The following is a 13,224-nucleotide window of genomic DNA, read 5'->3' on the forward strand; positions in this document are numbered from 1 at the left end:
GGAGGTCGAAGCGCCGATCGCGCGTCCGCGGCCGGCGGGGTCAGTCGTTTCGCGCGGGCCCGGGCTGCTCGACGTCTTCGTCGTCGGCACCGACCACGCGATGTACCACCGAGCCTGGGACGGCACGAGTTGGCGCGACTACGAGTCCCTCGGAGGTGTCGTCAGTTAGCGCGGCGTACAGGGCGGCGCCGATCACCGGGCTGTGCACCGGCGTCCGGAGGTCGTAGCCGTCGCCGAGCGCCCTGGTGAACTCGGCGAGCACCTCCGGCGCGGTCAGTACGCCGCCCGAGTAGGACACCGGCACCTTGTCGGCTGCCGGAAACCCGAGGCCCGTCCGGGTGGCCTCGACCAGGCGGACCAGCTCGGCCGCCGCGGCCCGGACGATCCCGGCCGCGGCCTCGTCGCCGAGCCGCGCCGCCTCGACGACAGGACGCGACAGCGCCGCGATCGCCCGCCGGCTCCCCCGCCACCGGTTCAGCACCACGTCGACCAGGTCGAGGTCGGCGGTGAGCCCGAGATGTTCGCGCAGTACGCCGAGCAGCGGGCCTTGGGGCAGCCGCCCGTCGCTCATCTGCGCGAACGCCCGCAGGCCCTCGATCCCGATCCAGTAGCCCGATCCCTCGTCGCCGAAGAGTTCGCCCCAGCCACCGACGCGGATCCCGTGGTCACCGCGCCGGCCGTAGGTCATCGAACCGGTGCCGCTGATGACGTTGATCCCGTCGGCCAGCGCCAGCGAACCCGCCCAGCCGCAGATCATGTCGTTGCCGCAGCTGTAGCGGTCGTGGCCGAGCGCGGCGCGCGGTGCCGCGTCGAGCTCGGGGAGGTCCGCGCTCACTTCGCCGTACGCCGGGAGGCCGAAGAACGCCGAGGTGATGTCGGTCGGCTCAATGCCCGCGGTGGCGCAGATCTTCGGGACCGCCTCGGCCAGCACCCGGCGGACGAGCCCGACGCCCTCGCCGTCGGCGGCGTCCAGGTAGTAGCAGCTGGGCGCCTCCGCGGTGGCGAGCAGCTCGCCGTCGCCGGAGAGCAGGCACAGTGCTGTGCCTGAGCCGCCGCCGTCGACCCCGAGGTAGACCGCGGGGGCGCCGGCAGGCGGCGCCGGCTGACCGATCGCGTTCGTCATCGCGGCAGCGGGTGGATCGTCACGCCCTCGACCACGCGGTTCACCTCGCCGTCCGGGAACGGGTTGTCCGGCGTACGGCCCAGCCGCAGTGAGAACCGCAGCGCGAGCAGCTGCGCGATCACCACGAACGGCAGCGCCAGCGCCGCGTCGTCGACACCGGCCAGCCCGTCGAGCTGCCACGCGTCGGGTGACTCTCCAGCGCTGATCACCAGCACGTTCTCGGCACCGATCGCATTCCGCAGCTCCGCGGCGATATCCAGGTCGTACTGCCGCGTGTAAGCGTCGTTGGACAGGTAGACCACAGCGAGCGTCCCCGCCCGAAGCACCGCCTTCGGCCCGTGCCGGAACCCGAGCGCGGTGTCGTAGTAACTGACGACCTCACCCGCAGTGAGCTCGAGCAGCTTGAGCGCAGACTCGCGGGCCAGCCCGCCCAGCGGACCGCTGCCGAGATAGACCACCCGGTCATAGCCACCAGCGGTCAGCTTCGCGACATCGTCGGCCCGGCTCAACACCTGCTCGGCGCCTGCAGCGAGCCGATCGGCGAGATCGGGCTCCTGCCCGGGCGCGAGCGCAAGCCACGCGGTGAGCAGCATCGAGGTGAAGCTCGACGTCATCGCGAAACCACGGTCGTTCGTTGCCGGAGGCATCAGCAGGACGAGGGATTTCGCCGACTCGTCGTGCTCCCGAGCGAGCCGGCCGTCGGCGTTGCAGGTGATCACCAGCTGGTGCACCGAGTCGAGACAGCTCGTCGCGAGCTGCGTCGCGGCGACGCTCTCCGGGCTGTCGCCGGAGCGCGCGAACGAGACGAGCAGCGTCGGCACCTGCTCGGCGAAGACCTCGCGCGGGTTGGACACGATGTCGGTCGTCGCGACCGCGTCCACCCGACGCCGCAGCGCGCGGGTCAACGCGGGGGCCAGAACCTCACCGGCGAAGGCCGACGTACCGGCACCGGTCAGCACGATCCGAAGGTCGGGCCGGGCCAGCAGCGGCGCAAGGAACGCATCCACCTCGTCGCGGCGATCGGCCAGCAGCGCAGCAGCTTCTCGCCAGACACCCGGCTGCTGGAACACTTCACGATGGGTGGCGAGCTCGTCGACGGTCATGCGAACCGCTCCATCGTGCCGCCGTGCGCGGCGATCGCGTCGTCGAGAATGTTCGTCGCGATCTCCAGCCCTTGGACGAGCGGGTCGAGCACCAGCGCCTGTACGGCGAGCGCCCGGTCCCCCGTCAGCGCCGCCTGCACGGTGATCTCCTGCTGCTGCGCCCGCGCGGTCAGCACGGCGGCGATGCCGTCCGGCAACGCGCCGACGCCGAGCCCGGTGATCCCCGCAGCCCCGACGACAGCCGGGACCTCGACGACGGCGTCCGGCGGCAGGTTGCTGATCTTGCCCTGGTTCGGCAGGTTCACCGCCAGCTCGACGTGGTCCCGTCCGGTGACCAGCGCCTCCGCGATCGCCACCAGCCGCTCGGCCTCCTGGTTGTCGGTCTGCGGCAGCGGCGCCGTACCGTCGGCCTGCGCGTGCAGCAGCTCCCAGAGATCGTCCTTCTCGCCGATGTACTCCATCGTCGCGTCGCGCCCGCCCTGCAGACCCCAGGGCAGGTCCTTCTCGTCCGCGGGCCCGCCGTCGCGTGCTCGCAGGTAGTGCCCGAAGAACTCGGCCACGTGCCGATCCCCCGGGGCGGCGTACAGGCCGAAGGTGTTCATCAGGTCCGCCGAGACAGGCAGGTGCACACCCTCCTCCCGCGTGGACGGCGCGTCCGCGCCACCGGCGCGGTCGGCGACCGCCTTGCGCAGCAACGGGTACAGATCCTCGGCACCCCGACGCAGGTCGAGCAGCCAGCACAGGTGGTTCAGCCCCGCGAAGACGGCGTGCACCTCCCCCGCCGGTACGCCGAGATCGGCGGTCAGCTTCGACAGCGTGTGCATGGTGCCGTGGCAGAGCCCGACCGCCTTGACTCCGGTCTGCGCGGTGATCGCACGGACGTTCGCCGTCAGCGGGTTCGAGTAGTTGATCAGCTGCGCCTCCGGCGCCAGATCCGCCACGTCCTCGGCGATCGCGACCAGCTCCGGGACGTGCCGCAGCGCCCGCAGCACACCGCCCGGACCGACGCTGTCGCCGACCGTCTGCGCGATCCCGTACCGGGCCGGCACCTCCACGTCGGACCGCCAGCCGGCCGCGGCACCGACGGCGATCGTGGTCGTCACGAACCGGGCCCCGGGCAACGCCTCCAGGCGGTCGACGTGCGGCACGAACCGCAGGTCGGCGCCGCGTTCGGCCGCGATCCGGCGGCCGACCCGGGCCATCGTCTCCGCGGCCTCACCGTTCAGGTCGACCAGGTGCACGGTCCAGCCGCCGAACGTACGGCACGACGCCAGATCGGTCATCAGCCCCGGTGTGAACACCGTGCTCCCCGCGCCGATCAGGACGATCGAGTTCTCACTCACTCAGGGTTCCTCTCAGAGAAAGTCACTTGGTGCTGCCGGCCAGCAGGCCGTTGACGATGTAGCGGTTGAAGGCGAGCGCCAGGACCGCCGGTACGACGATCGCCAGCACGCCGGCGGCGTTCAGCAGCGTCGACGGCACCACGTGCCGGCCCTGCAGCGAGGCGATCACCACGGTCAGCGGCTGGGTGGACAGGTCGCTGGACAGGACCAGCGGGAACAGGAACTGTCCCCAGGCGAACAGGAACGTGATCAGCGCGGTCGAGATGATGCCGGGACGCGCCAGCGGCAGCAGCAGGTGCCAAAGCACCTGGAGCCGGTGCGCGCCGTCGACCAGACCGGCCTCCTCGATCCCGCTCGGCAGGCTCGCGAAGTAGTTGTGCAGGATCCACGTGGCCAGCGGCAGGAATCCCGAGACGTAGACGAGCACGATCCCGGTGTAGGTGTTGACCAGACCGAAGGTGCTCATGATCCGGTACAGCGGGATCAGCGTCGTGTACGCCGGGAACGCCATCGTCGCGATCACGGCGTAGAACAGCACGGTCTTGCCGCGGAACTGCATCCGCGCGAACGCGTACGCCGCCAGCGTGGCCAGCAGCACGGTCAGGACTGTCGCGGCGCCGCACTCGATGACGATGTTGACCGCGGACCGCCTGATCTGCGCCGGTACGTCGCCGTCGCCGCCGAGCAGCGCGGTGTAGTTCTTCAGCGTCGCACCGGTCGGCAGGTAGTGGGCCGGCTTCGCCCGGGCGTCGGCCTCGGTCTGCAGGCTGGTCTTGATCGCCCAGTAGATCGGCACCAGCGACCAGAGCAGGATCATCGCGACCCCGAACCCGCGCAGCCCGCGCGTCCGGCGCTTCACATCTCCACCCGGCGGTAGACCAGGCGGATCACCAGCAGCGAGATGACCAGCGTGACGATCGTGATCAGCAGCGACAACGCGTAGCCTCCACCGAAGTCGAGATCCTGGAAACTGATGAAGTAGGTCTGCATCGTGATCGAGGCTCCGGTGTTGGCCGCGCCGTTCAGGACGTACGGCTGGTCGAAGACGTTCAGCGTCGCGATCACGGCCTGGACCATGGTCACCGCGATCCCCGGCCGGGCCAGCGGGAGCGTGATCCGCAGGAACGCCGTCCACGGCGTACAGCCGTCGATCTGCGCGGCCTCGTAGAGCTCGTCGGGGATCAGTTGCAGCACGGCCAGGATCAGCAGCACCGACAACGGCGCGATCTGCCAGACCTGGACGAGCTCGATCAGCGTGATCGTGAGCAACCGGTTCTGCCCGAGCAGGACGGCGTCGCCGTCGCTGAGATGCAGCGTCGACAGGACGCTGTTGACCAGGCCGGCGTTCGGGTCGAAGATCCCCGTCCACAGCACACCACCGACCGCGCCGGGCAGCGCCCACGGCAGGATCAGTACGGCGATCACCAGGCTGCGGCCGCGGAACGGCTTCTGCAGCACGACGGCCGCGCCGATCCCGATCAGCGTCGACAGCACGACCCCGACCACGACGTAGAACACGGTGTTGCCGATGCTGCCCTGGACGGCCTTGTCACCGGCCAGCCGGACGAAGTTGCCGAACCCGTCGAAGCGGGTCGGCGGGTCGAGCGCGTCGACCCGGAAGAACGACTGGACGACCGTCGTCACCGCCGGGACCAGCGCCAGCAGCGCGATGAACACCATCACCGGCGCGATCAGCAGGTACGGCAGCAGGTCGACGCGCGAGCGGCGTACCGGGGTCACGCCGGGCGCGGGCCGGCCCGGAGGCGACGGCGGCCGGTCCGCCGTCGCCTCCGGGTGCGTGGTCGGTGAGCTCACGACCCGGACGCCAGCTCGGTCGCGGTGTCACCGATCGCCTTCATCGCCTGCTCGACCGACAGCGAACCGGTCGCGGCGGCGTGCAGGTTGGTGTAGACGGCGTTGGAGAACTTCGGGTACCACGACGGCGCACCGCCCTCGAAGACCGGCTTCGACCCCTGCAGCATCGGCTCGAGGTCGGAGCCGCCGATCAGGCTGCCCTTGGCGGTCAGCTGCTTCACCGCGGACAGGTGCGACGGCATCGGGTAGCCCGGCATCGTCTTGTCCGGGCCGTTCACGCCGGAGAAGTCGGCCTGCTGCTCGGTGGCGGTGAACCACTCGATGAACTTCGCCGCCGCGTTCGGGTACTTGGCCTTCTTCGGGATGCCGATCCCGTCGGGGTTGCTCAGGTTCGCGGCCGGGCCGGTGGCCCCGGGGGTCGGGATGTACTTGACCTTGCCGACCACCGAGGACGAGTCCTTGATGCCGTACAGGGTCCCGACCGTGCCGGAGTAGTCCGAGAAGGTGCTCGCGACGACGCCCTTGGCCATCAGGGTCTGCTGGCCCTGGGAGTCGGTGACGTTGATGTTGCCCGGCGGGACGAGGCCGGTCTTGAGCGCGTCCACCATCCACTGGGCGGCCTTCCAGCCGGCCGAGTCGGGCGTGGTGAACTGCGGCTTGCCGTCCTTGTCCAGCACCGATCCGCCGAACGCGCCGGTGGTCTCGTACCAGTACGTCGACAGCCCCTCGGCCGCGGCGAACGGGATGTTCAGCGGGTGCTCCACGATGCCCTTGGCCTTGATCGCCTTCAGCGCCGCGGTGTACTCGTCGATGGTCTTCGGCGCCGGGTTCGCGCCGGCCTTGGTGAACATCTCGGTGTTCACCGTGGTCACCATGAACGAGGCGTCGTACGGGATGCCGACCACCTTGCCGTCGCTGACGAACGACGCGAGCTGCGGGACGTCGGCCTCCATCGACTTGGTGTCGACGTAGTCGCCCATCGGGTAGTACCAGCCGAGCTTGCCGAGCTGCCCGACCCGCGACCAGTCCACGTTGGTGGCGTCGGCGAAGTAGGTGTTCGCCGTGGCAGCCGCGGAGATCTTGTTCTGCAGGCTGTCCCAGTCGAGGTTGACCCAGTTCACCGTGATGCCGGTCTGCTTGGTGAAGTCGGCGAGCGCGGCCTTCGGCGGCGGGTCCGAGGCGAGCGCGACGGTGATCGTCACGCCGCTGGTCTCGGTCGATCCGCCACTGGCCTTGCTGTCGCCGCCACCACCGCCGCAGGCCGCGAGTACGACGGCCAACCCGGTCAGACCCGCCACCAGAGCAGTCCGTCGCGACGTGCCGATCGGTGTTCCGGTCCGGCGTTTGATCCTCAGCATGGTTTCTCCACGGGGTAGCGGCCGACGCGCATCTGCGCATCCCAGCGCCTGAATTTGACGAGAACGTAGTTCCGTGATCAAAAATGGTCAAGGAATTCGAATGCATGCGCAGAAAAATGATCAAGTGCGCAAAAGTTGCTCAGGCGGAGGTTGCTACAGTGCCGGTCGTGCGCAAGGCAGAACGATTGAGCTCGATCCTCGACCAGGTCGGGGAACGGGGCCGGGTGGACGTCGCCGAACTGGCCGCCGCCCTGGGCGTCTCCGGGGCGACGATCCGTCGCGACCTGCAGTCGCTGAGCCGCAGCCAGCTGCTGGTCCGGACCCACGGCGGCGCGACCGCCAACTCGGCCGGCGACGAGGTCCCGACGCGGGTCAAGGCGGCGCTGCACCAGCGCGAGAAACGCACCATCGGCCGGGCCGCGGCGGCGCTGATCGCCGACGGCGCGGTGGTCGGGATGACCGGCGGCACGACGGTGCTCGAGCTCGCCCGTGCGCTGTCCGAACGGCGCGGGATCACCGTGGTGACGAACGCGATCAACATCGCTGCCGAGCTGGCCGGGCACGCGGGAATCCGGCTCGTCGTGGTCGGTGGGATCGCGCGACCGTCGTACGAGCTGGTCGGGCCGGCGGCCGAGGCGATGCTGTCGAACTACCACCTCGACCTGGCCTTCATCGGGGTCGACGGGCTGACACCGGAGGAGGGCTGTACGACGTACGACGAGATGGAGGCGCAGACCGATCTGGCCTTCCTGAGCCGGGCCCGGCGCAGCGTGGTAGTTGCCGACAGCACCAAAATCGGGAGGGTCACGTTCGCGCGGATCAGCCTGCTCTCGGGCGTCACCGACGTGGTCACCGACCGGGGTGCTCAGCCCGAGCAGCTGGCGGCGCTGCGGCAGGCCGGCGTCCAGGTTTTCGCTGTCTGAGCAGGGGCTGCGCGAGTGCGCAATGTGTTGCGCACTTGATGCTCGCTCTTGACCAAAGTTGTTTGCATTCATACTTTTCTGGTCATGTTGCGGCGAACAGTACTGAAAATAGCCCTGGGGGGCGCCGGACTGGCAGCCCTTCCGACCCTGACCGAGAGCGCGAGCGCGACGCCCGCGCCCCACCACCCCGGCACCGGCTTCCTCGGCGTCGGCGACCCGTCCATCACCCTGGAGCTCGACGACCGGCTGCACAGCCGGGTCACCGTCCTGGGCTCCACCGTCACCCGCTTCGACGCCAGCGAATCCCTGCTCCTGAAGGACGGAACGGCTGTCGAGGACTTCCGCTACCGCGGGCGGAAGACCCGCAAGATCCGCCATCCGCGGCACGGCGCCGGCCTCCAGGTCACCGTCGACGGCGACTCCGCGCAGGGCGTCCGGAAGACGGTCGAGCTGACGTCGTACGAGCGGCTGCCCGGGATGACCGTGATGCAGGTGACGTACACCAACAAGTCCCACCGCGCGGTCGAGGTCGCGGGGTGGCGCAGCGGCGCGCACGAGCTGCTGCAGAAGCCGGGTGGGTTCTACACCTTCTCCGGCAGCACGCACGAGGACCGGCGCGACTGGGTGCAGCCGGTCACCGACGACTTCTTCCAGGCGAACTCGCTCGGCATGGACGCCTCCGACTACGGCGGCGGTACGCCGATGGCGTCGGTGTGGCGGCTCGGCGCCGGCCTGTCGGTGGGGCACCTGGAGCCGCGGGCCCGGATCCTGCGGATGCCGGTCCGCAAGACCACCGACGGCGCGAGCCTCGCGATCGAGGGCGACACCCCGCGGACGCTGCGGCCTGGTCAGCACCTGACCACCGACACGACGTTCCTGACCGCGCACCGGCGCGACCACTTCGTGCCGCTGCAGCGGTATCGCGACTACATGAGCGATGTCGGGCTGCGCGCGCCGCGGGTGGCGGACACGGCGTACGAGCCGATCTGGTGCGCGTGGGGGTACGAGCGCAACTTCACCGTGGAGCAGGTGCTCGGGACGCTGCCGAAGGTCCGCGAGGTCGGGCTGAAGTGGGCCGGCCTCGACGACGGCTGGCAGACCAACGAGGGCGACTGGGACATCAACCTGGCCAAGTTCCCGCGCGGCGAAGCGGACATGCGGGCCTTCACGCGGGAGATCCGGAACGCCGGGCTGCGACCGCGGCTGTGGTGGGCGCCGCTGGCTGCCGACCCGGACAGCAACCTGTTCGCCGAGCGGCCGGACATGCTGCTGCTCGATGCCGAGGGCAACAAGCAGCAGGTGACCTGGTGGGACGCGTGGACGCTCTGCCCGGCGTACCGGCCGACCGTCGACTACTTCGTCGCCCAGGCTCGTCGCTTCATCGGGAGCTGGGGCTACGAGGGTCTGAAGATCGACGGCCAGCACCTGAACGCCGTCGCGCCCTGCTACAACCCGGCGCACAAGCACGCCCGCCCCGAGGAGTCGGTCGAGGCCGTCGCGACGTTCTGGAAGGCGATCCACGAGGCCGTGCACCGGGTCAACCGCAACGCGGTCGTCGAGCTCTGCCCGTGCGGTACGGCGTTCGCGTTCCACAACCTGCCAGGTGTCGACCAGTACCCGGCGTCCGACCCGACGTCGTCGTACCAGGTCCGGCACAAGGGCAAGACGATGAAGGCCCTGATGGGCCACGGCAGCAGCTACGCCGGCGACCACGTCGAGCTCAGCGACGGCCGCAACGACTTCGCCTCCAGCTACGGCGTCGGCGCGGTGCTGTCCACGAAGTTCACCTACCCGAACGACCCCGACGGCACGCGCCCTGGGCGCGGCAATGTGCTCACGCCGGAGAAGGAGGTGCTGTGGAAGAAGTGGGTCGCGCTCTACAAGGAGCACATGCTGCCCACGGGTGAGTACCGCGGCGACCTGTACGACATCGGCTTCGACAAGCCGGAGGCGCACGTCGTGTCGAAGGACTCGACGTTGCACTACGCGTTCTACGCCGACTCCTGGGACGGCACGGTCGAGCTGCGCGGGCTCGGGCGGGGGCGCTACCGGCTGAGCGATCCGTTCACCGGGGCATCGCTGGGGACGGTCGATGCTTCGCACAACACGGTGCATCTGACGTTCGAGAAGTTCCAGCTGGTGATCGCCGAACGCCGGTGATCCTGCCGCACCGCCGAGAGAGGGGTCCTCTCGGCGGTGTCATAGCCTTTGAGGGGTGACGGACCTCAGCTGGAGCGGATGCCTCAACACGCGGGACCTCGCCGGGTTGCCGACGCGGTACGGCGGGACCACGGTGGGTGGGCTGATTCGGAGCGACTCGTTGCATCGGTTGGACGATCGTGGGTGGACTGAGTTCCGGGGTGTTGATGCTGGATTGGTGCTGGATCTTCGGTCGGACTGGGAGATGACCGAGGCGCACCCGTTGGACGGCTCTGCAGTGTATCGGCGGATTCCGTGGATCGATCCCGTGGCGGAGAAGTTGCGGGTGGCTGAGGACGAGCCGTTGATGGCGGACATCTATCGCGGGAGTCTCGATCGGAACGTCGGGCAGATCCTGCAGGCTTATCGGGCTGTCGCGGCGGTGCCGTTGGGGGTGCCGGTGGTGGTGCACTGCCGGTCGGGGAAGGATCGGACCGGGCTGCTGGTCGCGTTGCTGCAGGAGGTGGCCGGCGTACCGCGGGAGGTCATCGCTGCCGACTTCGCGTTGAGTGAGGCGAACTTGGGGACGTTGGAGCGGACCGCGGCGCTGCCTGCTGATGAACGGGAAGCGGCGGGGGTGGTGTGGCGGTCGTTGCCTTCGACGATCTTCGCGGCGCTCGAGCACGTGGATTCGCGGTACGGCGGCGTACGGGCTTATCTGACGCATTGTGGGCTGACCGCACGCGAGATCCATCGGTTGGGGCTGCGGTTGCTGACCGAGGTGGAGATCGAGGCGGTGGTGTTCGACTTCGACGGGCTGCTGATGGACACCGAGACGACGATGGTCGAGAGCTGGCAGGCGGAGTGGGCGTACCACGGGCTGTCGCTCGATCTCGGTGATGATTTCTGGCCGGGGCACGGGGGTGACATGAGCGAGTCGCGGTACGAGCGGCTGGCGGCGCTGGTGCCGGGGTTCGACCGGGCGGCGAGTCATGCGCGGCGGACTGCTCATCGGGATCGGCTGCATGCGTCGATGGATTTCCGGCCGGGGATCCGGGAGTGGTTGCTGGAGGCCCGGGAGTTGGGGCTTCGGGTGGGGATCGCCAGTAGCTCGGCGCGGGAGTGGGTGGTTGGGCATCTGGAGCGGGTGGGGGCGCTGGAGCTGTTCGACGTGGTGGCGACCGGGGATGAGGTCGATGAGCACAAGCCGGATCCGGCGGTGTACCAACTCGCGCTGGCCCGGCTCGGCGAGGGTGTGGGTGAGGGAGCGCCGCTGACCGGCCGCGCTGCGCTGGCCGTCGAGGACACCCCGCACGGCGTTGCGGCGGCGGCCGCAGCCGGCATGCGGACCCTCGGGATCCCCAACCCCTATGTGGATCCCGCGACCATCGATGGGTTGGTGCTGGCGAGCGCCGAGCAGCTGACGCTCAGCGAGACGATCTACCGCCTACACGACTGACAGCGGGAGCAGCTTCTTGCCCGTGGGGCCGATCTGGATCTCGGTGCCCATCTGCGGGCACACCCCGCAGTCGAAGCACGGGGTCCAGCGGCAGTCCTCGACCTCGATCGCGCCGTCCTCCTCGAGCGCGTCCTGCCAGTCCTCCCACAGCCAGTCGCGGTCCAGCCCGGAGTCCAGGTGGTCCCAGGGCAGCACCTCGGCGTACTCACGCTCACGCGTGGTGAACCAGGCCAGGTCGACCGGTTCGCCGGCCAGGGCCTTGTCGGCGCAGTCCAGCCAGCGCTCGTACGAGAAGTGCTCGCTCCACCCGTCGAAGCGGCCGCCGTCGCGCCAGACCGCCTCGATGATCCGGCCGACCCGGCGGTCGCCGCGCGACAGCAGGCCCTCGATGATGCCGGGCTTGCCGTCGTGGTACCGGAAACCGATCGCCTTCGCGTACTTCTTGTCCGACCGGATCGCCGCGCCGAGCTTGGCCAGCCGCGCGTCGGTCTCCTCGACGCCGAGCTGCGACGCCCACTGGAACGGGGTGTGCGGCTTCGGCACGAACCCGCCGATCGACACCGTGCAGCGGATGTCGTTGCGCCCGGAGACCTCGCGGCCGGTCGCGATCACCCGCTTGGCCAGGTCCGCGATCGCCAGCACGTCCTCGTCGGTCTCGGTCGGGAGGCCGCACATGAAGTACAGCTTCACCTGCCGCCAGCCGTGGCTGTACGCCGCCGCGACGGTGCGGATCAGGTCCTCCTCGCTGACCATCTTGTTGATCACCTTGCGCATCCGGTCCGAGCCGCCCTCGGGGGCGAAGGTCAGACCGCTGCGCCGGCCGTTGCGGGAGAACTCGTTGGCCAGCGTGATGTTGAACGCGTCGACCCTTGTCGAAGGCAACGACAGCGAGACGTTCGAGCCCTCGTACCGGTCGCCGAGGCCCTTCGCGACGTCCGCGATCTCGCTGTGGTCGGCCGAGCTCAGGCTGAGCAGCCCGACCTCCTCGAACCCGGACTGCTTGAGCCCGTTCTCGACCATGTCGCCGATCGTGGTGATGCTGCGCTCGCGCACCGGGCGGGTGATCATGCCCGCCTGGCAGAACCGGCAGCCGCGCGTGCAGCCGCGGAAGATCTCCACCGAGTAGCGCTCGTGCACGGTCTCGGCGAGCGGGACCAGCGGCTTCTTCGGGTACGGCCAGGCGTCGAGGTCCATCACCGTGTGCTTCGCCGTCCGCCACGGCACACCCGGCTTGTTCGGGGCGACGCGCTGGATCCGGCCGTCGGGCAGGTACTCGACGGTGAAGAACTTCGGGATGTAGACGCCGCCGGACTTGGCCAGCCGCAGCAGCACCTCGTCGCGACCGCCCGGGCGGCCCTCGTCCTTCCACTCCCGGATCACCTCGGAGACCGCGAGCACGATCTCCTCACCGTCGCCGAGCACCGCCGCGTCGATGAAGTCCGCGATCGGCTCGGGGTTGAACGCGGCGTGGCCGCCGGCGAGCACGATCGGGTCGTCCTCGGTGCGGTCGACGGCGTACAGCGGGATCCCGGCCAGGTCGAGCGCGGTCAGCATGTTCGTGTACCCGAGCTCGGTCGAGAACGACAGCCCGAACACGTCGAAGGCCCGCACCGGCCGGTGGCTGTCCAGCGTGAACTGCGGGATGCCGTGCTCCCGCATCACCGCCTCCATGTCCGGCCAGACCGAGTAGGTCCGCTCGGCGAGGATGTGCTCGCGCTCGTTCAGCACCTCGTACAGGATCTGCACACCCTGGTTCGGCAGCGCGACCTCGTAGGCGTCCGGGTACATCAGCGCCCAGCGCACACTCGCCGTGTCCCAGTCCTTACTGACCGAATTCAGCTCACCACCGACGTACTGGATCGGCTTCTGCACACCCGGCAGCACCGGCTCCAGGCGCGGGAACAACGACTCGACAGTCATCAGGACACTTCCGTACGGGAACAGAACACGTCCAGCCTAAC

Annotated in this window: 10 protein-coding genes; 3 read left to right on the forward strand and 7 right to left on the reverse strand. The window is 69.5% G+C overall.

The window, feature by feature from the left end:
- Positions 1–40 precede the first annotated feature (40 nt).
- The 6 genes from ACZ6Z4_RS33965 to ACZ6Z4_RS33990 are packed head-to-tail and all read right to left on the reverse strand — an operon-like array spanning position 41 to position 6,742.
- A complete protein-coding gene (locus ACZ6Z4_RS33965) occupies positions 41–1,123 on the reverse strand; it encodes an N-acetylglucosamine kinase (protein WP_465574389.1) in 1,083 nt (360 codons plus the stop codon).
- Positions 1,120–2,226, reverse strand: coding sequence for an SIS domain-containing protein (locus ACZ6Z4_RS33970; protein ID WP_465574392.1), 1,107 nt, complete (start codon positions 2,224–2,226; stop codon positions 1,120–1,122). Before ACZ6Z4_RS33970 ends, ACZ6Z4_RS33965 begins: the two co-directional genes overlap by 4 nt.
- Entirely contained in the window at positions 2,223–3,569 is a 1,347-nt protein-coding gene (locus ACZ6Z4_RS33975; protein WP_465574396.1) for a family 4 glycosyl hydrolase, read from the reverse strand. Before ACZ6Z4_RS33975 ends, ACZ6Z4_RS33970 begins: the two co-directional genes overlap by 4 nt.
- Before the next feature lie 22 nt (positions 3,570–3,591).
- Positions 3,592–4,428, reverse strand: a complete 837-nt coding sequence (locus ACZ6Z4_RS33980; protein WP_465574398.1) for a carbohydrate ABC transporter permease — start codon at positions 4,426–4,428, stop codon at positions 3,592–3,594.
- Positions 4,425–5,384: a carbohydrate ABC transporter permease gene (locus tag ACZ6Z4_RS33985; protein WP_465574400.1), complete on the reverse strand. Its 960-nt coding sequence runs from the start codon at positions 5,382–5,384 to the stop codon at positions 4,425–4,427. The genes ACZ6Z4_RS33980 and ACZ6Z4_RS33985 overlap by 4 nt, the downstream gene beginning before the upstream one ends.
- Entirely contained in the window at positions 5,381–6,742 is a 1,362-nt protein-coding gene (locus ACZ6Z4_RS33990; RefSeq protein ID WP_465574405.1) for an ABC transporter substrate-binding protein, read from the reverse strand. Before ACZ6Z4_RS33990 ends, ACZ6Z4_RS33985 begins: the two co-directional genes overlap by 4 nt.
- A gap of 167 nt (positions 6,743–6,909) precedes the next feature.
- On the opposite strand from ACZ6Z4_RS33990, the gene ACZ6Z4_RS33995 reads away from it, so the two are divergent.
- The 3 genes from ACZ6Z4_RS33995 (at position 6,910) to ACZ6Z4_RS34005 (ending at position 11,263) form a co-directional block, all read left to right on the forward strand.
- Positions 6,910–7,665, forward strand: coding sequence for a DeoR/GlpR family DNA-binding transcription regulator (locus tag ACZ6Z4_RS33995; RefSeq protein WP_363676098.1), 756 nt, complete (start codon positions 6,910–6,912; stop codon positions 7,663–7,665).
- Between the two features lie 84 nt (positions 7,666–7,749).
- Entirely contained in the window at positions 7,750–9,825 is a 2,076-nt protein-coding gene (locus ACZ6Z4_RS34000) for a glycoside hydrolase family 36 protein (RefSeq protein WP_465574410.1), read from the forward strand.
- Positions 9,826–9,880: 55 nt separating this feature from the next.
- Positions 9,881–11,263, forward strand: coding sequence for an HAD-IA family hydrolase (locus ACZ6Z4_RS34005; protein WP_465574413.1), 1,383 nt, complete (start codon positions 9,881–9,883; stop codon positions 11,261–11,263).
- Here the strand turns inward: ACZ6Z4_RS34005 and ACZ6Z4_RS34010 are convergent.
- Positions 11,252–13,183 (reverse strand): TIGR03960 family B12-binding radical SAM protein, encoded by a 1,932-nt coding sequence (locus tag ACZ6Z4_RS34010; RefSeq protein ID WP_465574416.1) that lies wholly within the window; start codon positions 13,181–13,183, stop codon positions 11,252–11,254. The two genes, ACZ6Z4_RS34005 and ACZ6Z4_RS34010, sit on opposite strands and share 12 nt — an antisense overlap.
- Positions 13,184–13,224 lie beyond the last annotated feature (41 nt).

The sequence above is a fragment of the Kribbella sp. NPDC104740 genome, assembly GCF_055583505.1.

Bases quoted from the DNA above. Each gene is read 5' to 3' on its own strand.
- ACZ6Z4_RS33970 (WP_465574392.1), bottom strand. From the start codon at position 2,226: ATGACCGTCGACGAGCTCGCCACCCATCGTGAAGTGTTCCAGCAGCCG.
- ACZ6Z4_RS33965 (WP_465574389.1), bottom strand. From the start codon at position 1,123: ATGACGAACGCGATCGGTCAGCCGGCGCCGCCTGCCGGCGCCCCCGCG.
- ACZ6Z4_RS34010 (WP_465574416.1), bottom strand. From the start codon at position 13,183: ATGACTGTCGAGTCGTTGTTCCCGCGCCTGGAGCCGGTGCTGCCGGGT.
- ACZ6Z4_RS34000 (WP_465574410.1), top strand. From the start codon at position 7,750: ATGTTGCGGCGAACAGTACTGAAAATAGCCCTGGGGGGCGCCGGACTG.
- ACZ6Z4_RS33990 (WP_465574405.1), bottom strand. From the start codon at position 6,742: ATGCTGAGGATCAAACGCCGGACCGGAACACCGATCGGCACGTCGCGA.